Here is a 26397-nt window from a genome sequence, read left to right as displayed (position 1 = left end):
ATACGTCGAAAAAATGTAGTCCAGGTAAGGCGAAGCCGTCACCTGGCAGATCTCAGACTGCACACCACTCCATAATAAACTCAGCAATCCCGTCCACGTTATTCAAATCCAGAACCGGTACGTCCAGCGACAACGCAACGTCACTGGCTACGGCAATAACATGCTCATCCAGCGTTAACTCACTTACGTTATGCCCCGCATCGCTTCTGAACAGCAGGATCTTCGCAACAGCCTCATGCTTGAACCCCTCAACCAGCACCAGATCCAGCGTGGAGTAATCCATCCGGCTGACAAGATAAGCGAGATCCAGCGGGGCTTCATCCGGGGTTTCTGTCATTAACGCCCAGCGCTGGTTACTCGCCACCATCGTTTGCGCAGCGCCAGCCTTACGCAGCTCATAGCTATCTTTCCCCGGCTTATCGACGTCCATGTTATGGTGCGTGTGCTTAATCAGTCCGGGACGAATGCCTTTAGCGCAAAGTGCAGGTATCAGTTTTTTTAGCAGCGTAGTTTTCCCGGTGCCGCTCCAGGCAGAGATCGCTAAAACGGGTATCATTTCTTCTCCTGCATCATCTGCAAATCTTCCGTCGTGTTTACATTCATAAACGCCGATTTCATGTCGCTAAAATCAACGGCGTGCCCCCCTGACTGGCGCATAAATACCATTACGCGTCGCTCTCCTGAAGCCAAATAAGCCTCCAGCGCGGGGATTAACGCGCGGTGAATCAATGCGATCGTAGGATGGTCGCGTTCACCGTCGTGCACCCAGACGACGGGAGCACCATCGCGCCGCTCCGCCAGACGTTCAGCCAGACAGGACGGGATGAAGGGCGTATCACATGAACAAAAGAGAAACCACTCTCCGTGTGACTGCTGCATAACGGAAAGCATTCCCGCCAGCGGGCCGGGGTAGTCCACCAGGTTATCCTGATAAACCGGATATCCACTGCGCTGATAAATATCAATATGCCGGTTAGCGCTGATCGCCATCGACGACACCTGATTTGCCAGCGTATCAGCAACATGCTGCCATAAGGGGGTATTGTTCAGGAGCTGAAGACCCTTATCTTTTCCGCCCATTCGCGTTGCCCGGCCCCCGGCCAGAACGACCCCGATGATTTGCTGGCATTGATTCACGAATATCGCCTCTTTTATTGTGGGATTGACCCTGCTAACGTGTCTCTCTAAATGAAAGGAGCACTACCATGAAATGTAAACGTCTTAATGAAGTCATTGAGCTTCTCCAGCCGGCCTGGCAAAAAGAGCCAGAGCTGAATCTGATGCAATTTTTACAGAAACTGGCGAAAGAGTCAGGTTTTGATGGTGAACTGGCAGACCTTTCTGACGACATCCTGATCTACCACCTCAAAATGCGTGACTCGGCTAAAGATGCTGTAATCCCTGGCATTCAGAAAGATTATGAAGAGGATTTTAAAACCGCATTACTGCGCGCCCGAGGCGTAATTAAAGAGTAAAAGCTTGTAAGCGGAGCCACCGAAATCGCCACAAGATGATATCCTGAATCATTCGTATAATTTCCGGATGATCGGATGAACGACCAGGCTTTTACTTTCCAGACATTACACCCGGATACCATTGTGGATGCGCTGTTCGAGCAGGGTATTCGGGTGGATTCCGGGTTAACCCCTTTAAACAGCTACGAAAACCGCGTCTATCAATTCCAGGACGAAGAGCGCCAGCGCTTTGTCGTAAAGTTCTACCGTCCGCAGCGCTGGTCCGCAGAACAAATTCAGGAAGAGCATCAGTTTGCCCACGATCTGCTGGCTGACGATGTTCCCGTTGCGGCACCGATCAAATTCAATAACCAAACGCTGCTGAGCCATCAGGGCTTTTACTACGCGATATTTCCGAGCCTGGGCGGAAGACAGTTTGAGGCGGATAATATCGATCAGATGGAATGGGTCGCCCGCTATCTGGGGCGCATTCATCAGACGGGACGCAAAAAACCGTTTGTTGCCCGTCCGATGATTGGTGTTCAGGAATACCTTAATGAGCCGCGACAGGTATTCGAAACATCGGCGCTGATCCCGAAGGCGCTTAAGGATAAATTTCTTTCGGCGACCGATAAGCTTATTGATGCGGTAAAAACCTGCTGGCGGGATGATATTACCGCTCTGCGCCTGCACGGTGACTGCCACGCCGGGAATATTCTCTGGCGTGATGGCCCCCTGTTTGTCGATCTCGATGACGCACGTATGGGGCCTGCGGTTCAGGATCTGTGGATGCTGCTCAACGGTGATAAAGCCGAGCAGCGCATGCAGCTTGAGACCATAATTGAAGCTTATGAAGAATTTAGCCCCTTTAATTCAGATGAAATTGCCTTGATAGAGCCTTTACGTGCGATGCGATTTGTTTATTATCTCGCGTGGTTAATCAGGCGTTGGGAAGACCCGGCTTTTCCCCGAAATTTCCCCTGGCTTACCGGGGAGGATTACTGGCGCAGCCAGATATCCACATTTACCGAGCAGGTTAAGGTTCTTCAGGAACCCCCTTTGCAATTAACGCCGATGTATTAATTGGACACACTCAGGAGAGAGTTAATCATGAAAAAAATTTGGCTGGCGCTGGCTGGTATGATTCTGGCATTTAGCGCAACTGCTGCGCAGTTTACCGACGGCAAGCAGTACATTACGCTGGACAAGCCTGTTGCTGGCGAGCCTCAGGTGCTGGAGTTCTTCTCCTTCTACTGCCCGCACTGCTACGAGTTTGAGCAGGTGCTTCATGTTTCTGACAACGTGAAGAAAAAGCTGCCTGAAGGCACCAAAATGACGAAATACCACGTTGAGTTCCTTGGCCCATTGGGTAAAGACCTGACTCAGGCGTGGGCGGTGGCGATCGCGCTCGGTGTGGAAGATAAGATCACCGCGCCAATGTTTGAAGCGGTACAGAAAACCCAGACCGTACAGACCACGGCAGATATCCGTAAAGTGTTCGTGGATGCCGGCGTGAAAGGTGAAGACTACGACGCAGCCTGGAACAGCTTTGTGGTGAAATCTCTCGTGGCACAGCAGGAAAAAGCTGCCGCAGACTTCCAGTTGCAGGGCGTGCCGGCGATGTATGTTAACGGCAAATACCAGGTGAATATGCGTGGTATGGACACGACCAGCATGGATATCTTCGTACAACAGTACGCTGATACCGTGAAACACCTGGTTGAGAAAAAGTAACAAACATAAAGAAAAACGCCGGTCATTGACCGGCGTTTTTGTATGAAGATTTAATCTTCGCTATCTGTTCGTCTTTCTCTTTCCAGAGTGTATTAAGCCAAAGCTGGAAACGACGTTTGAAGTTCTTATCGTTTACGTAATCACCGTGCAGCGCCGCATCTACGGGCACCAGATCAACGCGGACTACGATACGTGTCAGCCTGCCGCTGAGCATATCGTAAAACGGCGTCCTGTCGTTTTCCGGATAGCAGAGCGTTACGTTCAGCAACTTATCAAACTGCTCGCCCAGCACGTTGAGCGCCATCGCGATACCCGCGGCCTTTGGCGGCAATAGATTCTGATAGGGAGAGCGTGTCTGCTGTCGCTTCTCTTCGGTAAAGCGTGACCCTTCGACGAAGTTAACGATGGTGGTGGGATGCGCGCGAAACTTCTCGCAAGAACGGCGTGTGGTTTCCACATCCTTACCGCGACGTTCCGGATGACGAATTAAATAGCTGCGTGAATAGCGTTTCATAAACGGCATATCCAGCGCCCAGCAGGCCAAACCAATGAAGGGCACCCAGGCCAGCTGCTGCTTCAGGAAGTATTTGTTCATCGGGATGTGTTTGCGAAACAGCACACACAATACAACGATATCGGCCCAGCTGTGGTGATTGCAGATCAGCAGATACCAGTGCTTTTTGTTCAGCTTTTCCAGGCCCTCAACATCCCACTTCAGCCAGGGGTTCAGATACAACAGGATCGCCAGCCCTTCACACCAGCAGTACATCATAAAATTACAAAAAGCAGACACTGCGCGCCATACCGGAGGGACGGGCAGCAGGAGCTTAATTATTCCGGCAACGATGATTGGCACAGAACAGGCGATGGTAACCAGAATAGTTAAAATGACGCTTAGCAATAATGTTATCGCAGCGAGTAGTCTCGACATAATGAATATTTTCAGATAGTTAGCTGTAATTGAGCAGCCGGCTATCCGGTGCTGGGCGCCGATCTTATCAGAAATACGCCCAGACCAGGGCGCTTTCACACGAAGAGGCTGCTGCTTTTCCTGCTATGCAGCAAAATTCACTATATAGACATGGTGCTTAAGGCTTATATCCACATAGACTAAATAACCACCAGTGGGAAGGGATCTTAAGCGATCTCAACTCAACCAGTTGTTTTTATTGAATAAATAAGTTTGCCTCATCAGCTTTATTGAACTGTTATTCACCTGTATTAAAAATATGCACAAACTTATCCACAGTTTGATTTTGCGAGCGATCTTCACGATCGCAAAATCTTTTTCTGTATAAAGCGCTAAAACCTGATGTTTTCATCCTTCTGTGGCATCCTTTACCCATAAATTCATAACAGGCACGGACATTATGGTTCAGATCCCAGAAAACCCACTTATACTCGTCGATGGCTCTTCTTACCTGTATCGGGCGTATCATGCGTTTCCTCCTCTGACCAACAGCGCAGGGGAACCTACCGGCGCAATGTACGGCGTGCTGAATATGCTGCGCAGCCTCATTCTGCAATATCACCCAACCCATGCGGCCGTGGTGTTTGATGCGAAGGGTAAAACCTTCCGCGATGAATTATTTGAGCATTACAAATCTCACCGCCCTCCCATGCCTGACGATCTGCGTGCGCAGATTGAACCGCTGCACGCTATGGTGAAAGCGATGGGGCTGCCATTACTGGCGGTCTCAGGAGTTGAAGCTGATGACGTAATAGGTACTCTGGCGCGCGAAGCGGAAAAAGCCGGCCGCCCGGTCCTGATCAGTACCGGTGATAAAGACATGGCGCAGCTGGTAACGCCGGGGATCACGCTGATCAACACCATGACCAATACCATTCTTGGCCCGGAAGAAGTTGTCGCCAAATATGGCGTGCCGCCAGAACTCATTATTGATTTCCTCGCCCTGATGGGGGATTCCTCAGATAACATTCCTGGCGTGCCGGGCGTGGGCGAAAAAACGGCTCAGGCACTGCTGCAAGGGCTGGGTGGGCTGGATACGCTGTACGCAGAGTCCGACAAAATTGCCGGGCTTACCTTCCGTGGCGCAAAAACCATGGCCGGAAAGCTCGCCGATAACAAAGAGGTGGCTTATCTCTCCTATCAGCTGGCCACCATCAAAACCGACGTAGAGCTGGAGCTTACCTGCGAGCAGCTTGAAGTGCAGGAACCCGCGGCAGACGAACTGCTTGGCCTGTTCAGAAAATACGAATTTAAACGCTGGACCACGGATGTCGAAGCCGGGAAATGGCTTCAGGCGAAAGGGGCAAAACCTGCCGCGAAGCCGAAAGAGACCCTCGTCGTTGATGCTGAAGAGCAGGAAGAAGAAGAGGCGGCAGCGCTCTCCTTCGACAACTATGAAACCCTCCTTGAGGAATCACAGCTCGTCGCCTGGATTGAAAAGCTGAAAAAAGCACCCGTGTTTGCTTTCGATACCGAAACGGACAGCCTCGATAATATTTCTGCCAATATGGTGGGCCTGTCCTTCGCAACGGAGCCGGGTATTGCAGCCTATGTTCCGGTAGCGCATGACTATCTGGATGCGCCAGAGCAAATCTCCCGCGAGCGTGCCTTAGAACTGCTGAAGCCGATTCTGGAAGACGAGAACGCGCTGAAGGTGGGGCAAAACCTGAAGTACGACCGCGGTATTCTGCAAAACTACGGCATTGAGCTGCGTGGTATCGCTTTTGACACCATGCTGGAATCCTACATTCTGGACAGCGTGGCGGGCCGCCACGATATGGACTCCTTATCTGACCGTTGGCTGAAGCACAAAACCATCACTTTTGAAGAAATTGCCGGTAAGGGTAAAAATCAGCTGACCTTTAACCAGATTGCGCTGGAAGAGGCTGGCCGCTACGCCGCGGAAGACGCTGACGTCACGCTACAGCTGCACCTTAAAATGTGGCCAAAATTGCAGAAGCACGAAGGGCCGCTGAATGTGTTCCAGAACATTGAGATGCCGCTGGTGCCGGTGCTGTCCCGCATTGAGCGTAACGGCGTTAAAATCGACCCAACCGTGTTGCATAACCACTCTGGCGAGCTGGCGCAGCGACTGACCGAGCTGGAACAGAAAGCGCATGAGCTGGCGGGCGAGGCGTTCAACCTGTCGTCCCCGAAACAGCTGCAAACCATCCTGTTTGAAAAACAGGGTATCAAGCCGCTGAAGAAAACCCCGGGTGGCGCTCCTTCAACCTCTGAAGAGGTGCTGGAAGAGCTGGCGCTGGACTATCCGCTGCCAAAAGTTATTCTGCAATACCGTGGTCTGGCGAAGCTGAAATCGACCTATACCGACAAACTGCCGCTGATGATCAACCCGAAAACGGGCCGCGTACACACCTCTTATCATCAGGCCGTGGCGGCGACCGGGCGCCTTTCATCAACCGATCCTAACCTCCAGAACATTCCGGTGCGTAATGAAGAGGGCCGCCGTATTCGCCAGGCTTTCATTGCGCCAGAGGATTATCTGATTGTTTCCGCAGACTACTCGCAAATCGAACTGCGCATTATGGCGCACCTGTCGCGTGATAAAGGCCTGCTGACGGCGTTTGCCGAAGGGAAAGACATCCACCGGGCAACCGCTGCCGAAGTGTTTGGGCTGCCGCTGGAGAGCGTGACGAACGAACAGCGTCGTAGCGCAAAAGCGATCAACTTTGGTCTGATTTACGGTATGAGCGCCTTTGGCCTGTCACGTCAGCTCAACATTCCGCGTAAAGAGTCGCAGAAGTATATGGATCTCTACTTCGAGCGGTATCCGGGCGTGCTGGAATATATGGAGCGCACCCGCGCGCAGGCGAAAGAGAAAGGCTACGTTGAAACGCTGGACGGTCGTCGTCTCTACCTTCCGGACATCAAATCCAGCAACGCCGCGCGCCGCGCGGGTGCTGAACGTGCTGCGATCAACGCCCCGATGCAGGGCACGGCCGCAGACATCATTAAACGTGCGATGATCGCCGTTGATGCCTGGCTGGAAAAAGAGAAACCGCGCGTAAAAATGATCATGCAGGTACACGATGAACTGGTATTTGAAGTTCATAAAGACGACCTGGATACGGTCTCACAGAAAATCCATGAACTGATGGAAAACAGCATGAAGCTGGACGTTCCGTTGCTGGTGGAAGTAGGCAGCGGCGAAAACTGGGATCAGGCTCACTAAAGGTTCACGGAACAACGCGCGTTTTATGTAAGTAAGCAACATAAGAACGCGCATTTTGTGACGATCATTAGAATTCCCTATGTAAAGAATGAAAAAAAACTACAAAAAGTGCTTTTTCCAACGATAAAAAAAGAGTAGAGTTAGCGATGTAGGGTACAGAGGTAAGATGTTCTATCTTTCAGACCTTTTACTTCACGTAATCGGATTTGGCTGAATATTTTAGCCGCCCCAGTCAGTAATGACTGGGGCGTTTTTTATTGCGGCAAGGAAAGTTTCGGGCGAAAAAAACGCGGTCATCGCCGCGCCTGTTGTTACTCTGCTTCCGCTTCTGTCGCCGGTTCCAGGTCGTTAAACCAGCTGTCGAGCTTCTGCCGCAGTTTGTCCACGCCCTGCTTTTTCAGCGAGGAGAACGGTTCAACCTGCACATCACCGTTGAATGCCAGCACCGCCTCACGAACCTTGTTCACCTGCGCCTTGCGCGCGCCGCTCGCCAGCTTATCCGCTTTTGTCAGCAGCACCAGCACCGCAATATCGCTTGCCACCGCCCAGTCAATCATCTGCTGGTCGAGATCTTTTAGCGGGTGTCGAATATCCATCAGCACCACCAGACCTTTCAGACACATGCGTTTTTCCAGGTATTCACCCAGCGCACGCTGCCATTTGATCTTCATCTCTTCCGGTACCTGCGCGTAACCGTAGCCCGGTAAGTCGACCAGGCGTTTGCCTTCAGCCACTTCAAACAGGTTAATCAGCTGAGTACGGCCAGGTGTTTTTGAGGTACGCGCCAGGTTTTTCTGATTGGTCAGCGTATTCAGGGCGCTGGATTTTCCCGCATTGGAGCGGCCAGCAAATGCCACTTCAATCCCTGTGTCTGAGGGCAGGTGGCGAATATCGGGCGCACTGGTGACAAAATGCGTCTGTTGGTAGTTCCAGGTAGTCACGTGGTCGTCTCCAAAAATCGTAATCTGCGGGGGATTATACCTGAATGCGGGCAAAAGGCTTTTCCCATCGTCATTGAGCTGTAAGTAAAGACCTTACGGCGTGTGAGAGATCTGCCTTTATGCTTATGAGAAATTTAAGAGAAATCGCAGGCGCTAAAAGAATCAAAACATTAAAATTCAAATAGTTAATAATGAGTAATTATCTGAAAATCCGGTTTAGTACCTTTTCGTTGCTTGTTAGTTTAAGAGAACAAGGTAAAGTGTGCGTCAAGGCGAGGATGCCAGCAGGATAACGACTTAAGGATAAGGGTCAGGAGCGCCAGGAGGCGAAGACTCAGGATTGTCAGGACGACCGGCGCCTGGAGGCGTTTTTAACAGGAAACGGAACCGTATCACGGACGGTAGTAGCTAAGGGATAAACAGGGTTTGTTGTAGGCAAACACGGAATGTCTGGCCCGTTAAGGGTTGTGAGTCAGGAAAAAAGGCGACAGATTGCTCTGTCGCCTTTTTTCTTTGCTTGCTTTCTGCTAGATTTCGCCGCAATTCTATACTGAAGAAAACGACTTAAAGATAAAACATCATGAAAAAACCGACCTCCGCTGCGGGTGCGAAACGCCCTGCAAAAGCACGCCGCAAAACGCGCGAAGAACTGAATCAGGAAGCGCGCGATCGCAAACGCGATAAAAAACACCGTGGCCATGCTTCGGGTAGCCGTGCTAACGGTGGCGGTGCCGCAGGCGCTTCTGCAAAAGGCAAACAGCAGAAAGATCCTCGTATCGGCAGTAAAACTCCCATTCCACTGGGCGTGACAGACACGCCGGTCACTAAGCAGCACAAACCAAAGAGCGAGAAACCTATGCTTTCACCGCAGGCTGAGCTGGATATGCTGGAGAACGATGAGCGCCTGGACGCGCTGCTGGAACGTCTTGAAGAGGGTGAAACCCTGACCGCCGAAGAGCAGTCCTGGGTGGACGCCAAACTGGACCGCATTGATGAACTGATGCAAAAGCTGGGTCTGTCCTACGATGATGAAGAAGACGAAGAGGAAGATGAAAAGCAGGAAGATATGATGCGTCTGCTGAAAGGTGGAAACTAACATTTGCACCCGGCAGGTACACTCGTCCTGCTTATAACCCTTCCGGTTATATGTTATCTGGTGTGGTTATTCGTTAAACTACGGCGGTTGTCGCGGCGACAGAAGTGGCTGCGCACCCGAATGATGGCCCGCAACGGGACCAGAACGGGCCGCCGTATACGAACGCGACATCAACGGAAGGAGTGAGCATGTCTGTACCATCTATTGACTGGGATTTGGCCCTGATCCAGAAATATAACTATTCCGGGCCGCGTTATACTTCATACCCCACCGCGCTGGAGTTCTCCGACGCTTTCGGCGAGGCGGATTTTCAGCAGGCTGTCGCGCGCTACCCCGAGCGACCGCTGTCGCTCTACGTCCATATTCCGTTCTGCCACAAGCTTTGCTACTTCTGCGGCTGCAATAAAATCGTTACCCGCCAGCAGCACAAAGCTGACCAATACCTCGATGCGCTAGAGCAGGAAATCCTGCACCGCGCACCGCTGTTTTCCGGGCGCCACGTCAGCCAGCTTCACTGGGGCGGCGGTACGCCAACCTACCTGAATAAAGCGCAAATTAGCCGCCTGATGACGCTGCTGCGCGAGAACTTCAGCTTCATCAACGACGCCGAAATCTCGATCGAGGTCGATCCGCGTGAAATCGAGCTGGATGTGCTCGATCATTTACGCGCCGAGGGCTTCAACCGCCTGAGCATGGGCGTGCAGGACTTCAACAAAGAAGTACAGCGCCTGGTCAACCGCGAGCAGGATGAAGCGTTTATCTTTGCCTTACTCAACCATGCGCGTGAAATCGGCTTTACCTCAACGAACATCGACCTGATATACGGCCTGCCGAAGCAGACGCCGGAAAGCTTTGCCTTCACGCTTAAACGCGTGGCTGAGCTCAACCCGGACCGCCTGAGCGTCTTTAACTATGCGCACCTGCCGACGCTGTTCGCCGCTCAGCGCAAAATCAAAGATGCGGATCTGCCCTCCGCCCAGCAGAAGCTGGACATTTTGCAGGAGACCATCGCCTCGCTGACCGAAACCGGCTATCAGTTTATCGGTATGGATCACTTTGCCCGTCCGGACGACGAGCTGGCGATTGCCCAGCGCGAAGGTATTCTCCACCGTAACTTCCAGGGATACACCACTCAGGGCGATACCGATCTGCTTGGAATGGGCGTCTCCGCCATTAGCATGATTGGCGACTGCTACGCCCAGAACCAGAAAGAGCTGAAGCTGTACTATCAGCAGGTAGACGAAACCGGCAACGCGCTGTGGCGCGGCATCGCGTTAACGCGCGACGACTGCATCCGTCGTGATGTGATTAAGGCGCTGATCTGCAACTTCCGCCTCGATTTCAGCGAGGTGGCGTCGCAATGGGATCTGCACTTCAGCGATTACTTTGCCGAAGACCTGAAGCTTCTGGCGCCGCTGGCGAAAGACGGGCTGGTGGATGTGTCGGAGAGCGCGATTGAGGTCACGCCGAAAGGGCGTCTGTTGATTCGTAATATCTGCATGTGCTTCGACGCCTATCTGCGCCAGAAAGCGCGTATGCAGCAGTTCTCGCGGGTGATTTGAGCTGCAATGCCGGGTGGCGGCTTTGCCTTTCCCGGCCAACTTAAGTACGGGATGTAGGCCGGGTAAGCGAAGCGCCACCCGGCTTTTCCTCAACAGCTCGCTAGCTAAACAGCCCAACCAGCGCCGCACACAGCACCGCCGCAACGGCAGTTTGTGGCGTGTGGCTTTCCGCTGCTCCGCTCGAAAGCAAAGTCACTAATGATTCCAGCATGATGCTCCCCCCAATTTCCGGGCACGATCATACAAAACTCATCGGAACAGTAAAGCGCAAAATAACGGCAATTTGCGCTCAATTAATCATCTTTACACTGCGGTAGAGATCACTCCATTCCCAGCTCTTTCAGCTTGCGCGTCAGGGTGTTTCGACCCCATCCCAGCAGGCGAGCCGCTTCCTGTTTGTGGCCCTGAGTATGACGAAGCGCGGTAGTCAACAGCGTGCGCTCCATCTCAGGCTGCGCTTCGGAGAGCAGATTTTGATGACCGGAACGCAGCGCGCGATCGGCCCACTGCGCCAGCAACGTCGCCCAGCTGTCCGGCAGCGCATGTCCGGTGCTGCTTTCGGGCACGGTGGCTTCAAACAGTTCGGCAGGGAGATCCTGAATCAATACCTCCTGTCCGGCGGCCATCACGGTCAGCCAGCGGCAGGTGTTTTCCAGCTGACGCACGTTGCCCGGCCACGCCAGACGGGTGAGGGCGGCATCCGTTTCGGGGTGAAGCTGCTTGGCTTCCACGCCCAGCTCGCGGGCCGCCACTTGCAGGAAATGACGCGCCAGGCGCGGAATATCTTCCCGACGCTCGCGCAGCGGCGGCAGGTGCACGCGGATCACGTTCAGGCGATGGAATAAATCCTCACGGAACTTGCCCTCCTGCACGCGCAGCTCCAGATTCTGGTGCGTCGCGGCGATAATACGCACGTCCACCTTCACCGGCGCGTAGCCGCCCACGCGGTAAAACTGACCATCTGCCAGTACGCGCAGCAGACGGGTCTGTACATCCAGCGGCATATCGCCGATTTCATCCAGGAAAAGCGTTCCACCGTCAGCCTGTTCAAAGCGCCCCTGACGAATGGTGTTCGCGCCGGTAAACGCCCCTTTTTCGTGGCCAAACAGTTCAGATTCAATCAAATCCTTGGGGATCGCCGCCATGTTGAGGGCGATAAAGGGCGCTTTCGCCCGCGGGCTGTGGCGATGCAGGGCGTGCGCGACCAGCTCTTTACCGGTGCCCGATTCACCGTTAATCAATACGCTGATGGACGACCGGGACAAACGCCCGATGATGCGAAACACGTCCTGCATGGCCGGCGCTTCACCGATGATGTCCGTCGTAGGCCCGAAATCCGGTGCGTGGCGGGGCTGCTGTTGCTCCTGATAGTGGCTGATGGCGCGTTCGACCAGGGCAACGGCTTCGTCGATATCAAACGGTTTTGGCAGGTAATCAAACGCCCCCTGCTGGTATGCGCTGACGGCGGCATCCAGGTCGGAGTGGGCGGTCATTATGATGACCGGAAGCATAGGGTGGCGCTGTTTGATCTGCTTTAAGAGCGCCAGTCCGTCCATTCCCGGCATGCGAATATCCGAGAGCAGCACGTCCGGCGTTTTGGTGGTAAGCGCATCGAGCACCTCGCTGCCGCTCTCAAACGTCGTGCAGCTTAATCCCGCTCCCGTGAGCGCGCGTTCAAGCACCCAACGGATGGAGCTATCGTCATCGACTACCCAGACTATCCCTCGTTGCATAAACGTCACCTTTATTTTTTAATCGGCAGGAAAACCGAAAACTCGGTATGTCCCGGCCAACTGGTAAATTCAATTTTGCCGGAGTGTTGGTCAATCAAATTACGGGCTATGGATAACCCCAGCCCGGTGCCGCCTTCGCGACCGCTGACCATCGGGTAGAACAGGGTGTCCTGGAGATGCGGCGGGATCCCCGGCCCGTTATCTTCCACATCAATACGTGCCGCCAGACGATAACGCACGCCGTGCAGCGTCAGCTGGAACGCGGTGCGGGTACGCAGAATAATTTCGCCCCCCTCCGGGCCCAGCGCCTGCAACGCGTTACGCACAATGTTCAACAGCACCTGTTCAATCTGGTCCGGATCGTGCGCCAGCTCCGGCAGGCTTGGGTCGTAATCACGCACCAGCGTGACGTTATCCGGCAGCTCCATAGAGACGAGTTTCACCACTCGCTCTGCAACTTTGTGAATGCTTTCTGAAACGTGCATCCCCGGCTGCTGTGGCCCGAGCAGACGATCGACCAGATTACGCAGACGGTCCGCCTGCTCAATAATGACGTTGGTATACTCCGCCAGGGCAGGGTCTGGCAGCGCTTTGGTCAGGAGCTGTGCCGCACCGCGTAAGCCGCCCAGCGGGTTTTTGATCTCATGAGCCAGCCCGCGCACCAGGTCGCGCGCCGCAATCTGCTGCGCATGCTGAAGCTGTTCCTGGCTGAGACGACGCTGGTTATCCATCGGCGCCATTTCCAGCAGAATCATGCCATCCGGCAGGCGCTGGGCGGTGAGGGACAAAATATGCGAGCGTCCGTCAATCACCAGCGTCACTTCGTTATCGGTGAAGCCCTGGCCCGCCTGCAAACTCTCCTGCATCAGGCCAATATTCAGCGAGAAATAGCTCAGCAGTTCCGGCAGCGGCGTGCCAAACAGCTTACGGGCGCTTTGGGCGAGCAACTGCTGCGCCGCCGGGTTGGCGTAATGCACCGCCAGCTCGTCGTCGACCAGCAAAATACTGTTAATCAAAGAATTGAGGATCTGCCCAGCATCGGGCAGCGTGCCAGTTGCCATTCAGCAGTCTCCTGGAGTAGTTGCACTATTTTAGTGCAGTATAGCGTTTTAAAGGTAAAAAGCGCGTGAGATCAGGTTGTTGGTGGAGAAAAAAGCCCATCCGAAGATGGGCTAAAGTTTCCACGGCAACTACTCCCGACGCGAAAGCGCCGGGCAAAACAAATCAATTAAACGCTGTAGTACAGCTCGAACTCAACCGGGTGCGGCGTCATGCGAACGCGGTCGTTTTCTTCGGTACGCAGCGCGATGTAAGCGTCGATCGCTTCATCGGTGAACACGCCGCCAGCGGTCAGGAACTCGCGGTCTGCGTCCAGCGCTTGCAGGGCTTCTTCCAGAGAGCCGGCAACCTGTGGGATCTCTTTCGCTTCTTCTGGCGGCAGGTCGTACAGGTTTTTGTCCATTGCTTCGCCTGGGTGGATCTTGTTCTTGATACCGTCCAGACCGGCCATCAGCAGTGCTGCGAAGCACAGGTATGGGTTAGCCGCCGGGTCCGGGAAGCGCACTTCGATACGACGCGCTTTCGGAGACGCCACCACAGGGATACGAATAGATGCAGAACGGTTACGGGCAGAGTAAGCCAGCATTACCGGTGCTTCGTAGCCTGGGACCAGACGCTTGTAGGAGTTGGTGGTCGGGTTCGCCAGGGCGTTGATCGCTTTAGCGTGCTTGATAACACCGCCGATGTAGTGCAGCGCCTGCTCAGACAGACCCGCGTACTTGTCGCCAGAGAACAGGTTGGTGCCGTTCTTAGACAGGGACATGTGGCAGTGCATACCGGAACCGTTATCGCCGAACATTGGTTTTGGCATGAAGGTCGCGGTTTTACCGAAACGGTGCGCAACGTTGTGCACAACGTATTTGTAGATCTGAATCTCATCCGCTTTTTTGGTCATGGTATTGAAGCGGGTAGCGATTTCGTTCTGGCCAGCCGTCGCCACTTCGTGGTGGTGCGCTTCAACAACCAGGCCCATCTCTTCCATGATCAGACACATGGTAGAACGGATGTCCTGTGAAGAATCGACCGGAGGAACCGGGAAGTAACCGCCTTTCACGCCAGGACGGTGACCTTTGTTACCGCCTTCGTATTTGGTGGAAGAGTTCCATGCGCCTTCGATGTCATCGATAGCCACGTGGGAGCCAGAAATGGAAGCACCAAAACGGATGTCGTCGAACAGGAAGAACTCTGGCTCTGGCCCGAACAGAACGGTGTCTGCGATGCCGGTAGAGCGCAGGTACTCTTCAGCGCGTTTTGCGATGGAGCGTGGGTCACGGTCATAGCCTTGCAGCGTGCCGGGTTCCAGGATATCGCAGCGGATGATCAGCGTAGGTTCTTCGTAGAACGGGTCAATGAGCGCAGTGGTTGCATCTGGCATCAGAACCATGTCGGATTCGTTGATGCCTTTCCAGCCGCCAATGGAGGAGCCGTCAAACATTTTGCCTTCTTCAAAGAATTCGGCGTTCACCTGATGAGCAGGGATCGTGACGTGCTGTTCTTTACCTTTGGTATCGGTGAAGCGCAGATCAACAAACTTCACTTCATGTTCGTTCAGCATCGTCAAAACGTGTTCAGCGGACATACTTAACTCTCCAGATTGGTCATTGTCGTCGTGGTAACGAGGTCTTCAAATCGGCTGGGCTGCCATATTTTTACTGTATTTCTGTAAAGCGAAATCTGTGCCAACTTTTAAAACACCCCCAAAAGGCGTTATCATGCGCACCATAGTGCAGAAGGGCTGCACCACATTGGATTCGTTGCACCATTATAGTGCTTCAATGTGAACATTGAGCACCATATTGGTGCAATTTACGTTAAAGTGCCCTTTTACCGCTCCGTGAAAGCGATCACAAAGCATCTCTGCAATACTTGTTTGCGGGGGATGTTTGTGATCCTGTTTTGTAGTGCGATTAATCCGTGTACAATAACGCGCTATTTCTAAATGCCTGAGGCAAAGTTGTGATCGAAAAATTGCGTAATATCGCCATCATCGCGCACGTCGACCATGGTAAAACTACCCTGGTTGATAAGCTGCTACAGCAGTCTGGTACGTTTGATGCTCGTGCCGAAACTCAAGAGCGTGTGATGGACTCCAACGATTTGGAGAAAGAGCGTGGGATTACCATCCTCGCCAAAAACACCGCTATCAAATGGAATGACTACCGTATCAACATCGTTGATACCCCAGGGCACGCCGACTTCGGTGGTGAAGTTGAGCGCGTGATGTCCATGGTGGATTCCGTGCTGCTGGTGGTTGACGCATTTGATGGCCCTATGCCGCAAACGCGCTTCGTGACCAAAAAAGCATTTGCCCACGGCCTGAAACCTATCGTTGTGATCAACAAGGTTGACCGTCCTGGCGCGCGTCCTGACTGGGTTGTTGACCAGGTATTCGACCTGTTCGTTAACCTCGACGCGACCGACGAGCAGCTGGACTTCCCTATCGTTTACGCCTCTGCGCTGAACGGTATCGCGGGTCTGGATCACGAAGACATGGCTGAAGACATGACTCCGCTGTACCAGACGATTGTTGACCGCGTTCCTGCGCCAAACGTTGACCTGGAAGGCACCCTGCAAATGCAGATCTCCCAGCTCGACTACAACAACTACGTTGGCGTAATCGGCATTGGTCGTATCAAGCGCGGTAAAGTGAAGCCTAACCAGCAGGTCACTATCATCGATAGCGAAGGCAAAACCCGTAACGGTAAAGTCGGTAAAGTTCTGACTCACCTGGGTCTTGAGCGTATCGAGAGCGACATCGCTGAAGCGGGCGACATCATCGCCATCACCGGTCTGGGTGAGCTGAACATCTCCGACACCATCTGCGATCCGCAGAACGTTGAAGCGCTGCCAGCCCTGTCCGTTGATGAACCAACCGTATCTATGTTCTTCAACGTCAACACCTCTCCGTTCTGTGGTAAAGAAGGTAAGTTCGTTACCTCTCGTCAGATCCTTGACCGCCTGAACAAAGAGCTGGTGCACAACGTTGCGCTGCGCGTTGAAGAAACTGAAGACGCTGATGCATTCCGCGTTTCCGGTCGTGGTGAGCTGCACCTGTCCGTTCTGATTGAAAACATGCGTCGTGAAGGTTTCGAGATGGCGGTTTCCCGTCCGAAAGTTATCTTCCGCGAAATCGATGGCCGTAAACAAGAGCCGTTCGAAAACGTAACGCTGGACGTTGAAGAGCAGCATCAGGGTTCTGTGATGCAGGCGCTGGGCGAGCGTAAAGGCGACCTGAAAAACATGAATCCAGATGGCAAAGGCCGCGTACGTCTCGACTACGTGATCCCAAGCCGTGGCCTGATCGGCTTCCGTTCTGAGTTCATGACCATGACCTCCGGTACGGGTCTGCTGTACTCCACCTTCAGCCACTACGACGACGTGCGTCCGGGCGAAGTGGGCCAGCGTAACAACGGCGTGCTGATCTCCAACGGTCAGGGTAAAGCGGTTGCGTTTGCGCTGTTCGGTTTGCAGGATCGCGGTAAGCTGTTCCTGGGTCACGGTGCTGAAGTTTACGAAGGCCAGATCATCGGTATTCACAGCCGTTCTAACGACCTGACGGTAAACTGCCTGACCGGTAAGAAACTGACCAACATGCGTGCGTCCGGTACTGACGAAGCAACGGTTCTGGTTCCACCGATCAAGATGACCCTGGAGCAGGCTCTGGAATTCATCGATGATGACGAACTGGTCGAAGTGACGCCGCAGTCAATTCGTATCCGTAAACGTCACCTGACCGAGAACGATCGTAAACGTGCTATGCGCGGTGCGAAAGAAGAGTAATTCGGTTATGCCGTAGGCCGGGTAAGCGCGAGCGCCGCCCGGCAACGAAAAAGCCGCTGAGCGATCAGCGGCTTTTTTATTAGAACGAATACCGCAACCCTAACCGAATCCGGTACTGCTCGCGGTTGTAATCATTCCATCGGTCCAGCCACTGAAGTTCGAGGTACGGCAGCCAGTTTCTGTCGATCCTGTAGCTGAACTTGTTGGTAATTTCCCAGTGATGGTCTTTGCCATTTTTGCTGTGGTAATCATTTATCCGCTGGAAAAAGTGCGGCTCAAAGGTATAGAAAAACGCATCCGTCACTTTGAAATTCCAGTAGTTGGCGAATTCGTGCGTGTCGTTCTTATCCATCTGCCCGTTGTAGTCCGGCGTATCGTAATTGTTACGGTTATAGCGATAGCGGAACGTCAGATTAAACCCGTCCGTGAATTTATAGTTGGTATCTAAATACACCGCGCCACCCGAACCGGCGCTGCTGTCGTTGATCAACCCGCCGGGCTGAAAGGTGAGTTTATCCGTCGGTTTAAAGAGCGGATACCACCCCTCTATTTCGTTATAGCTGTGCTTGAGCTCATCCCATCTCCCCACGTTGTAGGCGTTGGTGAACATCAGCCCCGCGCCCATATCGAAGTTATAGCCGGCACGCAGGATCACTTCGTGCAGCTCAGAGGCCGTATTGTAGGCTTCACGGGTTTCAACATAGGCCCCGGCGAATACCGGGCAGGACACAGACGACACGATCAGTACAGTGATGATTCTTTTCATAATTTGTCCATGTATCAGGTACAGAAAGGCCTCCCTCCTGATGAACAGGAAGGAAATACGGGCCGAATTTATTGTTATAAAGTGACTGCTGACGCTTTATTGTTGGGTGTTATCTCAGGGGTATTCGCTGACTGTTTTTTCCGTTTTCCAATCTCCTCGATGATAAAGGCGAAGCGCGCTTCGTTGAGTTTATAAAACAGCCCCATGGTCACGGCGGCGATGATTGCCAGACCGCACGGCCAGAGGAAAATAAGCTGACGCAACCCCAGCAGCGTGCCCGCGCTCTGCACGGCGTGGGGAACGTAGCCGATCTGGGTCAGCATGATGCCGGGCAGGAAGCCGGCGAGGGCGGCGGAGATTTTGCGTGAGAAGGTGTAGCCGGTGTAAACCGATCCCTCGGCGCGGATGCCGGTTTTCCACTCGCCGTAATCAACGGTATCCGGCACCAGCGCCCAGTTCAGGCTGTTTACAAATGCAGTGCCGAAGAAGGCCATGCAGGAAAAGAGCACGAACAGCAGGGAGCTGGTTCCCCAGAAGAAGTTCAGCACGTCGCCCACCGCCCACAGCGCCAGCCCGCCCAGATAGACGGGCTTCTTGCCAAAGCGCTTCACCGCGCCGGGCACCAGAAACACGCCAATCAGAATGCAGCCCATGCTGAAAAAGCCCATCCACGACAGTAAATGCAGGTCGTTTAGCACGTACTGGGTGTAATAGACCTGAATCGCCAGCTTGATGTTAAACGCGGCGAGGGTGCAGAGGTTGGCGATGCACAGCACCAGCAGCGGCGGATTGCGAAAAATCGCACAGAACGATTTCAGAATGCCGGGCTTATGGTGATCGGGCGTTATCTCGACGTAGCGCTCTTTCACCCCGCTGTAGCACCACCACATGCAGAACAGGCCGCCGGTGACGAACACCAGCGCGGCCACCAGATAGCCGAGGGAAGGCTGGCTGACGAACAGCGCCTGAATGGGCATAAAGCCGACGGTGCAGAGCAACAGCCCCACCGTTGCGCCGCCTTGACGCCACGCGGCAAGCTGCGCGCGATCGTTCGGGTTTTTGGTGATAGCCGGCACCATCGCACCGTAGGCACAGTTCATCAGGCTGTAGCAGAGCCCAAACATCATGAAGAGCACGGTGGCGATGGCCGTTTTGACCGTCAGGCTAAAGTCGTTGGCCATAAACTGCGCCGTCGCGACCAGCGCCACCGGCACGGAGGCGTACAAAATGAATGGCCGGAATTTTCCCCGCGCGCCGATGTTTCGCCGGGAATCCAGCAGCACCCCGGTAAGCATGTCGGTAAAGGCGGTAAAAAACTTTGCCACCAGGAAAATAATGCCGCCGTAGAACGCGGGCATCCCCAGTTCATCGGTGTAAAACTTCAACAGGTACAGCGTGCCAATACACAGCATCAGATTCGAGCCAAAATCGCCCATCCCGTAGGCGCACTTCTCTCGCAGGCTCAATTTCAGGGTTAACGGATCAGTATTGTGTGTCATGGTCGATCCTCAGAGCGCCCCGCAGGGCGCTCTATCACGTCATTTATGCCGTACGTTTGCGCAGTTCGATCTCTTCCACGATGCGCACATACATCTTCTCGTTGAGGTTGTAGAAGCAGCCCATCGCCACGATGGTGATGACCGCCAGCAGGCTCGGGTAGATAAATATCAGCTGCCGCAGCCCTTCAACCGTCCCGGCGGACTGCACCACGTTGGGCACATAGCCGATCTGCGTGAGCATGATCCCCGGGAAGAAGCCCGCCAGCGCCTGCGAGACCTTACGGAAGAAGGTAAAGCCGGTATAGACCGTCCCCTCGGAGCGTACGCCGGTGCGCCACTCGCCGTATTCCACGGTATCGGACACCAGCGCCCAGTTCAGGCTGTTCACGAACGCGGAGCCGAAGAACGCCAGGCAGGAGAACGCCACAAAGCTCACCGAGCCACCGCCGAAGAAGTAGTTGAGCAGATCGCCCGCCACCCAAATCATCAGCCCGCTGATGTAGACCTTTTTCTTGCCGAAGCGCCGCACCGCGCCGGGCATCATAAAGACGCCGATAAAAATACAACCCATGCTGAAGAAGCCCATGTACGACAGCAGGATCGGGTCGTTCAGCACGTACTGCGTGTAGTAGACCTGAATGGCGAGCTTAACGTTAAACGCGCCCAGCGTGCACAGGTTCGCGATGCACAGGATAAACAGCGGACGGTTCCCGGCAATGGCGCGAAACGACTGCAACAGCCCCGGCTTTTGCGCCGGGTTAGCAGGCTGCGTCTCGACGTAACGCTCGGTGACGCCCTTATAGCACCACCACATAAAGAACAGCCCGAACAGCGAGAAGAGGGTAGCGGCAAAGATGTAGCCAAGCTGGTCGTTACCCTCAATCAGGTTCATCACCGGGACAAAGCCCACCGTACAGAGCAACAGGCCGAGCGTGGCGCCGCCCTGACGCCAGGCCGCCAGCGAGGCGCGCTCGTCCGGGTTTTTGGTGATGGCGGGCACCATCGCGCCGTAAGAGCAGTTCATCATGCTGAAGAACAGGCCGTACAGCATGAACAGCACCGTCGCCATCACCGTTTTGCCGGTCATCTCAAATGGCGTACCGACGAAGTTGGCAATCGCCAGCAGCGTCACCGGGAACGCCGCGTACAGCACGAACGGGCGGAATTTTCCTTTCGGGCCAATCTTGCGTCGGGAGTCGAGCATGATCCCGGTGCCCATATCGGTGAAGGCGGTAAAAAACTTCGCAATCAGGAAGATGATCCCGCCGTAGGTGCCGGGCAGCCCCAGCACGTCGGTGTAAAACTTCAGCAAATAGAGCGTGCCGATATCCAGCAGGATGTTAGAGCCGAGATCGCCCATCCCGTAGGCGAGTTTTTCTTTAAACGGCAGGCGTAGGGTTGCCGGATCGGAAGTATGTTGACTCATTATTGTTCTCCGTCTGCCCGCAGGTTTCCCTGCGGGCGAGCCTTATCAGATATCACGTAAGGTGCTAAACAGATCTGCCCATTCGCTGTGCTGGCGATAGAAGACCGGCGGCTTGCCGATCGGGGCATCAACGGTCACGTCACCGCCCTGGCAGATTTCCCCCGTCCACGCATTGACCCAGCTGTCCTGCGGCAGATAGAGCGACCAGTCCCGGCGGCCCTCTTCATGAACCGGCGCCACCAGCAGATCGCGGCCAAACAGGTACTGGTATTTCAGCGTGTAGGCGCGCGCGTCGTCCTCGTAGTGCAGGAACAGCGGACGCATCACCGGCAGGCCGCTTTTCGCGTTCTGCGCAACCGCAGCTTTGATATACGGCTTCAGGGTGGTGAACACGGTGGTCATGCGCGCGAAGTGCGCGATGGTTTCCGCATCGCCGTCGAACTGCCAGTTGTCGCCGGGGCGGTTGCCCTCGTGGGTGCGCATCATCGGCGTAAAGGCGCTGAAGTCGCACCAGCGCAGGAGCAGTTCCTTGCTGCGCTTCATCTCGAACAGGGTGGTATAGCCGCCGATGTCGCTGTGGTGCAGGCCGTGCCCGGTCATCGCCAGCGACAGCGCCGCGGGCACGACGGACGCCAGACCGTCGTCCAGGCTCCAGTCAACGTTCTGATCCCCCGCCCACATCATCACCGAGTGCTTCTGGCTGCCGGTGTAGCCCGCGCGCATGAAGAACAGGATCTCCCCGAGCTTGCCGGTCTCTTCCAGCGCCTCGTAGTTACACTTCGCCCACAGGGCAGGCCAGGCGTTATGCATGATCTCCGCGCTGACGCCGTTGTGCAGGAAGGTATCAGTCGGCAGATATTCCCCGAAATCGGCCATCCAGCCGCCGCAGCCCAGCTCGATCAGGTTCTTTTTAATGACCTCTTTGTACCAGCCGTAGGCTTCCGGGTTGGTCAGGTCGATAACGCCTGCGTAGAACTCGCCGAATTCAACGTGGTAATCCTCGCCGTCGGCGTTTTTGGTCAGATAGCCGCGTTTCGCCGCCTCTTCGCAGAGATCTTTATCGCTGGCGACGTACGGGTTGATATAGGAGAGGAACTGTACGCCCTCCTGCTTCCACTGCCCGATCCGCTCGTCAAGCTGCGGATAGAGCTCGCTGTTCCACTTCCAGTTCCACATCACGCGTTTGCCGAAGGAGGTCATGCGGATGCCGGACCAGTCCTGCGCCCAGATGCCGTTCACCTTCACGCCACCCTCGCGCATGGCGTCGAGCTTCTGCTGGCACACCTCGGTGCCGCCCTGGATGCCCAGCGTCACGCCGTCGTAAATCCAGTCCGGCAGCTCAGGCTGGCGCCCCAGCAGGCCGGTCAGTTTTTCCAGCAGATCGACGTAGGTTTGTGCACATTCGAAGCGCAGCGTGGCGTTATCTTCCCAGAACGCCAGCTCGTGGAAGTCCGGCGCGCTGAAGTCAAAGTTCATGTAGCAGCTGTTATCCACGTGGCAGTAATACTTCTGGGTGCTCACGAAGGTAGGCTGCGGGAAAAAGGTCCAGTAGTAATCGCCGCCCGCGTTCTCTTTGCAGTCGGCCTGCCAGGTGACGTAGGTCTGCTTGTTGCGGCCCACGCCCTGCTCGCTGGTCCACAGTGGGAACGGCTTGCCGCGCAGATCGAAGTACGAGAACTGCTCGCCGCAGCCGTAGATATGATCTTCTGGCTGCGCCGCCAGCCGCAGCCAGATGCGGTTATGACTGGCGGCATCATTTTTCAGCTTCAGCTCCAGACGGCCTTCCGCATCCACGCCCACCAGCAGCGTGGCGCTCACCGCATCGCCGCGGGTAAAGCGGATCGCCCAGCCCGCGCTTTGCTGCGTGACGGTCGCGTCCGTCAGGGCAATCTTTTCGTTGAGCTTGTCTTTAATGCTGAAATTGCCGCGAAACATCTCGATATCGGCCTCGCCTGCTCCGATCCACAGGCAAGGCGCATCTTCGGAGTGGGACAAAATCAGGCGATCCTGCCAGCGCAGGGTGAAGCCACGTTCGTTATTCTTCAGGTCAATATTGTGTAGGGTACGCATAAAAACTCCGTCTTTATTATTTGGCCTGGCTATCCAGCAATCCGGCGGCGACGGCAGGCGCTAAGCCGGGCGCCAGCGGCAGGCGGGGGATCACCAGGCAGTGCAGCAGATGGTAAATATCCTGCTTACCGTCCCAGACTTTGGTGGTCACTTCGTTATTGGTGTCCAGCTCCTGCCACCAGGAACCGTTTTCGTAATCCATCAGGTACGTGATGCAGTAATCCCACCACTTCTGATACCAGGCTTCGTACTGCGCTTCGCCGGTCACGGTATAGAGGGCATAGGCCGTGCCCATCGCCTCGACGATGGGCCAGCGCACGCGTTCGCGAACGATAGGCTTGCCGTCCCAGCCCACGGAGTAGACAAACCCGTCGGCGCCGTCGGGTGCCCAGGCGTCGCGGATGGTGGCGTGGAACAGGCCTTTCGCATCTTCCAGCAGCCACTCCGGCGGGGTTTCAAAGCGCGCTTCCAGCGCGGCGCGCAGGTGCAGCATCAGGCGGCCCCACTCAATCCAGTGCCCCGGCGTGCCGCCGTAAGCGCGGAAGCGGTGAGCAGGGTTATCGATGTTGTAATCGCGGATCGGGTTCCAGTCGGTGTCGAAATGCTCGTTAACGCGATACTCACCTTTGCGCGCCACGTCGTGAATAATCACCGAGGCGATTCGCAGGGCGCGGTCGAGCCACTTACGATCGTGAGTTACGTCATAGACAATCAGGAAGGCTTCCACGGCGTGCATGTTGGCGTTACCGCCGCGGTAATCTTCCGTTTTGCTGAAGGCTTCATCCCAGGACTCAAGGCACATTTGCTCCTGTTCGCTCCAGAAGTAGCGCTCAATCACCTCAATGGCATCGTCCAGCAGCTTGCGTGCCTGCGGGTGGCCGGTGGTGACGGCGCTCGCCGCGCCCAGCAGGACGAAGAAGTGCTGATAGCCCTGCTTGGAGGCATCCATTACGCCTTCATCGTTTACGCAGGCGTACCAGCCGCCGTGCTGTTTGTCGCGCAGCGGGCCGTTGAGGGCATTAATGCCGTGTTCAACCAGGGCATACGCGCCGGGACGGCCCATGTTTGCCGCCACCGCGTACACGTGCAGCATACGAGCGGTGATCCACAGATGGGTGCCCATATCGCTGCGAACCTGCCCGTTATTGCCCAGCCAGCCAAAGCCGGTCGGTACGGCGGCGTTTTTGCCGAAATCAAGAATGCGGTCGGTCTCTTGTTCGAGCCAGCGGTTGTGGCTCAGGGTGTTAAACCATTTCATGTTCGGGTCCTTTCTTAACGGCGAGCCATCATTTCGTCGACAATCTCACCCAGACGCTGAAGTTTTGGTACGGAAATATCACGCAGCATCAGCTCGGTATCCGGCAGGCCAATCACCGAGGACCAGACGGCGCGACCGGCTAAAAAGCCCGATGCCCCTGCCTGCATCGCCACGCTCACGGCGCGCGGGAACAGCTTATCGTCCACGCCGGAGGAGAGGATCACCCACGGCATGGCGATGTTCTCGTTCAGCTTCTGCGAGGCCGCCAGCAGTTCCTGCTGCGTGCCCTTGCCAAACAGCGGCATCTCCACCTTGTAGAGGTCGGCACCGCTGTCGCCCAGCTCTTTCGCCGCATCGATAATCGCCTGTTCGCGGTTAAATTCGGCTCCGCGACGCGGCGGACGCACCACCGGCTCGATAATGCTCAGCAGCCCGTTGTCATGGCACAGCGTATTGAACGCTTTCACCATCTCCAGGCGCTGCTGCGGATCTTCATCGCTACGCCACAGCACCAGCAGCTTGAGCGCCTTGCCGCCGTCGCGTTTGACCGCCTGAGCGTCGATGCTTTTGTCGATCACCACGCTGTCGACCGGAATACCGTTCCCCGGAATAAACTCGTCGGCGGCCACAATCATCGCGCAGCTGTTGGCTACGGCCTGCTGCTCGACAATCTGGCGATAGCAGAACTGCTGGTCGACGAGGATCGCAGAGGCGTACGGCGACAGAATTTTCGCCGCGTTGACCTTAAAATCCGTCAGGTGCTGGTCGGTTACGGGCACCGGCGCGCCTGCGGCGGCAAACATCAGGCGCATCGCTTCGCGCTGATCCACGGCCAGCATTGCAAAACCGCCGGAAGGTCGGGTGATATCTTTCAGGGTGTACATCGTCATTCCTCAGTCCTTTCGTATCAGTGTGATTTTTTCAGCCCGGCAGATGCGCGAACCTGTTCAAGAATGGCCGTCCAGTCTTCGCGCCCGCGCCCGGCGGCGCGAGCCTGGTTGTAAACTTCGCGGGACGCCGCGCCCAGCGGCATCGGAACGTGGAGCTGGTTAGCCACGTCCAGGGCGATCCCCAGATCTTTATGCGCAAGGTCGATCATGAAGGCGGGTGAAAGATCCCCTTTCAGTACCTTGTTCGGCCATGAGGTGGTGAAGTGGCCTTTACCCGCCGGCGTGCCGCTCATCACCTTCAGCGCCACGTCAAAGGAGAGGCCAAGCGCTTCACACAGTACCGCCGCCTCGGCGGAAAGCGCGTTCAGGGCGATGCTCATGTAGTTATTGATGAGCTTCACGCGGATGCCCATGCCCGGCCCGCCGGCGTTAATCAGCTCATTGCCCATCGCCATTAAGACGGGGGTGGCGCGTTCCACCTGCTGCGCGGTGCCGCCTGCCAGCAGGAGCAGCGTGCCGGCGATGGCATGGTCAGACGTGCGTCCCACGGGTACGTCCATCAGGCTGAAGCCCCGCTCAGCCATGTCGCGGATCAGCGCGTCGGTTTGCAGCGGGTGGATGGTGGACATATCAATCACCAGCGCGTCGCGGGATAACCCTTCGCACACGCCGTGCTCGCCGAACAGTACGCTGCGCACCAGGTCGCCGTTTGGCAGCATGGTAATGACGAATTCGGCGTCCGTTGCGGCCTGAGCGGGCGTAGCCGCCGCCCGTGCACCGCTCTCCACCAGCACCTGAACCGCCTGCGGGTTCACGTCAAAGACGTTAAGCTGGTGACCTTGCTTCAACAGATTCTTCGCCATTGGCGCGCCCATCTGCCCTAAACCGATAAATGCGATTGCTGACATGCCTCTCTCCTGTCACATCGTGTCAATTTCTGCGCGTTTGTGTTGTCTGTTTTTGATC

Annotated in this window: 22 protein-coding genes and 1 pseudogene; 8 read left to right on the top strand and 15 right to left on the bottom strand. The window is 55.3% G+C overall.

Annotation, left to right across the window (positions count from 1 at the left end):
• Positions 1-52 precede the first annotated feature (52 nt).
• Together mobB and mobA are read right to left on the bottom strand one after the other, a co-directional pair.
• Entirely contained in the window at positions 53-556 is a 504-nt protein-coding gene (mobB, locus tag N5C09_RS19245; RefSeq protein WP_279749685.1) for a molybdopterin-guanine dinucleotide biosynthesis protein MobB, read from the bottom strand.
• The gene (gene mobA / locus N5C09_RS19240) at positions 553-1137 is read right to left on the bottom strand and encodes a molybdenum cofactor guanylyltransferase MobA (protein WP_279749683.1); all 585 of its coding nucleotides are present in this window, start codon (positions 1135-1137) and stop codon (positions 553-555) included. The genes mobB and mobA overlap by 4 nt, the downstream gene beginning before the upstream one ends.
• Positions 1138-1205: 68 nt before the next feature.
• Here mobA and N5C09_RS19235 point away from each other — a divergent pair, with 68 nt between their 5' ends.
• The 3 genes from N5C09_RS19235 to dsbA all read left to right on the top strand — a co-directional run bounded on the left by N5C09_RS19235 (position 1206) and on the right by dsbA (position 3188).
• On the top strand, positions 1206-1475 hold the full coding sequence (locus tag N5C09_RS19235; protein ID WP_003861904.1) for a YihD family protein: 270 nt from the start codon (positions 1206-1208) through the stop codon (positions 1473-1475).
• Between the two features lie 75 nt (positions 1476-1550).
• On the top strand, positions 1551-2537 hold the full coding sequence (locus tag N5C09_RS19230; protein ID WP_279749682.1) for a serine/threonine protein kinase: 987 nt from the start codon (positions 1551-1553) through the stop codon (positions 2535-2537).
• A 27-nt stretch (positions 2538-2564) separates the two neighbouring features.
• Positions 2565-3188 (top strand): thiol:disulfide interchange protein DsbA, encoded by a 624-nt coding sequence (gene dsbA, locus N5C09_RS19225; RefSeq protein WP_063449666.1) that lies wholly within the window; start codon positions 2565-2567, stop codon positions 3186-3188.
• Between the two features lie 22 nt (positions 3189-3210).
• Here the strand turns inward: dsbA and N5C09_RS19220 are convergent, their stop codons facing one another.
• A complete protein-coding gene (locus N5C09_RS19220; RefSeq protein ID WP_279749681.1) occupies positions 3211-4119 on the bottom strand; it encodes an acyltransferase in 909 nt (302 codons plus the stop codon).
• Positions 4120-4558: 439 nt separating this feature from the next.
• On the opposite strand from N5C09_RS19220, the gene polA reads away from it, so the two are divergent.
• The gene (gene polA, locus N5C09_RS19215) at positions 4559-7351 is read left to right on the top strand and encodes a DNA polymerase I (RefSeq protein WP_063865409.1); all 2793 of its coding nucleotides are present in this window, start codon (positions 4559-4561) and stop codon (positions 7349-7351) included.
• 311 nt (positions 7352-7662) lie between these two features.
• Here the strand turns inward: polA and yihA are convergent, their stop codons facing one another.
• The gene (yihA, locus tag N5C09_RS19210) at positions 7663-8292 is read right to left on the bottom strand and encodes a ribosome biogenesis GTP-binding protein YihA/YsxC (protein WP_003861913.1); all 630 of its coding nucleotides are present in this window, start codon (positions 8290-8292) and stop codon (positions 7663-7665) included.
• 278 nt (positions 8293-8570) lie between these two features.
• Between yihA and N5C09_RS21360 the strand changes: the two are divergent.
• From N5C09_RS21360 to hemN, 3 genes and pseudogenes are all read left to right on the top strand, one after another.
• Positions 8571-8727 (top strand): annotated as a pseudogene (locus N5C09_RS21360) (hypothetical protein).
• 145 nt (positions 8728-8872) lie between these two features.
• Positions 8873-9388 (top strand): Der GTPase-activating protein YihI, encoded by a 516-nt coding sequence (gene yihI, locus N5C09_RS19205; protein ID WP_006808729.1) that lies wholly within the window; start codon positions 8873-8875, stop codon positions 9386-9388.
• Between the two features lie 188 nt (positions 9389-9576).
• Positions 9577-10950, top strand: a complete 1374-nt coding sequence (gene hemN / locus N5C09_RS19200) for an oxygen-independent coproporphyrinogen III oxidase (protein ID WP_279749680.1) — start codon at positions 9577-9579, stop codon at positions 10948-10950.
• 100 nt (positions 10951-11050) lie between these two features.
• Here hemN and N5C09_RS19195 read toward each other — a convergent pair whose 3' ends face one another.
• The 4 genes from N5C09_RS19195 to glnA all read right to left on the bottom strand — a co-directional run bounded on the left by N5C09_RS19195 (position 11051) and on the right by glnA (position 15321).
• Positions 11051-11161 (bottom strand): YshB family small membrane protein, encoded by a 111-nt coding sequence (locus tag N5C09_RS19195; RefSeq protein WP_017382667.1) that lies wholly within the window; start codon positions 11159-11161, stop codon positions 11051-11053.
• A gap of 109 nt (positions 11162-11270) precedes the next feature.
• Positions 11271-12683 carry a nitrogen regulation protein NR(I) gene (glnG, locus tag N5C09_RS19190; RefSeq protein WP_063449670.1) on the bottom strand — a complete coding sequence of 471 codons (1413 nt, stop codon included), beginning with the start codon at positions 12681-12683 and terminating at the stop codon, positions 11271-11273.
• Between the two features lie 11 nt (positions 12684-12694).
• Complete coding sequence (glnL, locus tag N5C09_RS19185) at positions 12695-13744, bottom strand: nitrogen regulation protein NR(II) (RefSeq protein ID WP_003861923.1); 1050 nt, start codon at positions 13742-13744, stop codon at positions 12695-12697.
• Between the two features lie 167 nt (positions 13745-13911).
• Positions 13912-15321 (bottom strand): glutamate--ammonia ligase, encoded by a 1410-nt coding sequence (gene glnA, locus N5C09_RS19180; RefSeq protein ID WP_003861925.1) that lies wholly within the window; start codon positions 15319-15321, stop codon positions 13912-13914.
• Positions 15322-15698: 377 nt separating this feature from the next.
• On the opposite strand from glnA, the gene typA reads away from it, so the two are divergent.
• On the top strand, positions 15699-17522 hold the full coding sequence (gene typA / locus N5C09_RS19175) for a ribosome-dependent GTPase TypA (protein WP_006808726.1): 1824 nt from the start codon (positions 15699-15701) through the stop codon (positions 17520-17522).
• 79 nt (positions 17523-17601) lie between these two features.
• Here typA and ompL read toward each other — a convergent pair whose 3' ends face one another.
• The 7 genes from ompL to yihU all read right to left on the bottom strand — a co-directional run bounded on the left by ompL (position 17602) and on the right by yihU (position 26339).
• Positions 17602-18288 (bottom strand): porin OmpL, encoded by a 687-nt coding sequence (ompL, locus tag N5C09_RS19170; RefSeq protein WP_279749679.1) that lies wholly within the window; start codon positions 18286-18288, stop codon positions 17602-17604.
• A gap of 74 nt (positions 18289-18362) precedes the next feature.
• On the bottom strand, positions 18363-19787 hold the full coding sequence (locus tag N5C09_RS19165) for an MFS transporter (protein ID WP_279749678.1): 1425 nt from the start codon (positions 19785-19787) through the stop codon (positions 18363-18365).
• Positions 19788-19830: 43 nt separating this feature from the next.
• Positions 19831-21213: an MFS transporter gene (locus N5C09_RS19160; RefSeq protein WP_049138041.1), complete on the bottom strand. Its 1383-nt coding sequence runs from the start codon at positions 21211-21213 to the stop codon at positions 19831-19833.
• Positions 21214-21258: 45 nt separating this feature from the next.
• A complete protein-coding gene (locus tag N5C09_RS19155; protein WP_279749677.1) occupies positions 21259-23283 on the bottom strand; it encodes an alpha-glucosidase in 2025 nt (674 codons plus the stop codon).
• A gap of 16 nt (positions 23284-23299) precedes the next feature.
• Entirely contained in the window at positions 23300-24541 is a 1242-nt protein-coding gene (gene yihS / locus N5C09_RS19150) for a sulfoquinovose isomerase (protein WP_064910937.1), read from the bottom strand.
• Between the two features lie 14 nt (positions 24542-24555).
• Positions 24556-25431: a sulfofructosephosphate aldolase gene (gene yihT, locus N5C09_RS19145; protein ID WP_045260226.1), complete on the bottom strand. Its 876-nt coding sequence runs from the start codon at positions 25429-25431 to the stop codon at positions 24556-24558.
• Positions 25432-25448: 17 nt separating this feature from the next.
• Positions 25449-26339, bottom strand: a complete 891-nt coding sequence (gene yihU / locus N5C09_RS19140) for a sulfolactaldehyde 3-reductase (protein WP_063865420.1) — start codon at positions 26337-26339, stop codon at positions 25449-25451.
• Positions 26340-26397 lie beyond the last annotated feature (58 nt).

Source organism: Enterobacter sp. GD03975, assembly GCF_029838645.1.
In the GTDB taxonomy this organism is placed as follows: domain Bacteria; phylum Pseudomonadota; class Gammaproteobacteria; order Enterobacterales; family Enterobacteriaceae; genus Enterobacter; species Enterobacter quasihormaechei.
The sequence above is the reverse complement of the archived record's forward strand: the minus strand, read 5'-3'. Positions and strand labels throughout refer to the sequence as shown.

What these genes read in the sequence shown, in the direction of transcription:
- mobB (WP_279749685.1), bottom strand. Translation starts at nt 556, where the DNA reads ATGATACCCGTTTTAGCGATCTCTGCCTGGAGCGGCACCGGGAAAACT.
- N5C09_RS19235 (WP_003861904.1), top strand. Translation starts at nt 1,206, where the DNA reads ATGAAATGTAAACGTCTTAATGAAGTCATTGAGCTTCTCCAGCCGGCC.
- N5C09_RS19230 (WP_279749682.1), top strand. Translation starts at nt 1,551, where the DNA reads ATGAACGACCAGGCTTTTACTTTCCAGACATTACACCCGGATACCATT.
- dsbA (WP_063449666.1), top strand. Translation starts at nt 2,565, where the DNA reads ATGAAAAAAATTTGGCTGGCGCTGGCTGGTATGATTCTGGCATTTAGC.
- N5C09_RS19220 (WP_279749681.1), bottom strand. Translation starts at nt 4,119, where the DNA reads ATGTCGAGACTACTCGCTGCGATAACATTATTGCTAAGCGTCATTTTA.
- polA (WP_063865409.1), top strand. Translation starts at nt 4,559, where the DNA reads ATGGTTCAGATCCCAGAAAACCCACTTATACTCGTCGATGGCTCTTCT.
- yihI (WP_006808729.1), top strand. Translation starts at nt 8,873, where the DNA reads ATGAAAAAACCGACCTCCGCTGCGGGTGCGAAACGCCCTGCAAAAGCA.
- hemN (WP_279749680.1), top strand. Translation starts at nt 9,577, where the DNA reads ATGTCTGTACCATCTATTGACTGGGATTTGGCCCTGATCCAGAAATAT.
- N5C09_RS19195 (WP_017382667.1), bottom strand. Translation starts at nt 11,161, where the DNA reads ATGCTGGAATCATTAGTGACTTTGCTTTCGAGCGGAGCAGCGGAAAGC.
- glnG (WP_063449670.1), bottom strand. Translation starts at nt 12,683, where the DNA reads ATGCAACGAGGGATAGTCTGGGTAGTCGATGACGATAGCTCCATCCGT.
- glnL (WP_003861923.1), bottom strand. Translation starts at nt 13,744, where the DNA reads ATGGCAACTGGCACGCTGCCCGATGCTGGGCAGATCCTCAATTCTTTG.
- glnA (WP_003861925.1), bottom strand. Translation starts at nt 15,321, where the DNA reads ATGTCCGCTGAACACGTTTTGACGATGCTGAACGAACATGAAGTGAAG.
- ompL (WP_279749679.1), bottom strand. Translation starts at nt 18,288, where the DNA reads ATGAAAAGAATCATCACTGTACTGATCGTGTCGTCTGTGTCCTGCCCG.
- N5C09_RS19165 (WP_279749678.1), bottom strand. Translation starts at nt 19,787, where the DNA reads ATGACACACAATACTGATCCGTTAACCCTGAAATTGAGCCTGCGAGAG.
- N5C09_RS19160 (WP_049138041.1), bottom strand. Translation starts at nt 21,213, where the DNA reads ATGAGTCAACATACTTCCGATCCGGCAACCCTACGCCTGCCGTTTAAA.
- N5C09_RS19155 (WP_279749677.1), bottom strand. Translation starts at nt 23,283, where the DNA reads ATGCGTACCCTACACAATATTGACCTGAAGAATAACGAACGTGGCTTC.
- yihS (WP_064910937.1), bottom strand. Translation starts at nt 24,541, where the DNA reads ATGAAATGGTTTAACACCCTGAGCCACAACCGCTGGCTCGAACAAGAG.
- yihT (WP_045260226.1), bottom strand. Translation starts at nt 25,431, where the DNA reads ATGACGATGTACACCCTGAAAGATATCACCCGACCTTCCGGCGGTTTT.
- yihU (WP_063865420.1), bottom strand. Translation starts at nt 26,339, where the DNA reads ATGTCAGCAATCGCATTTATCGGTTTAGGGCAGATGGGCGCGCCAATG.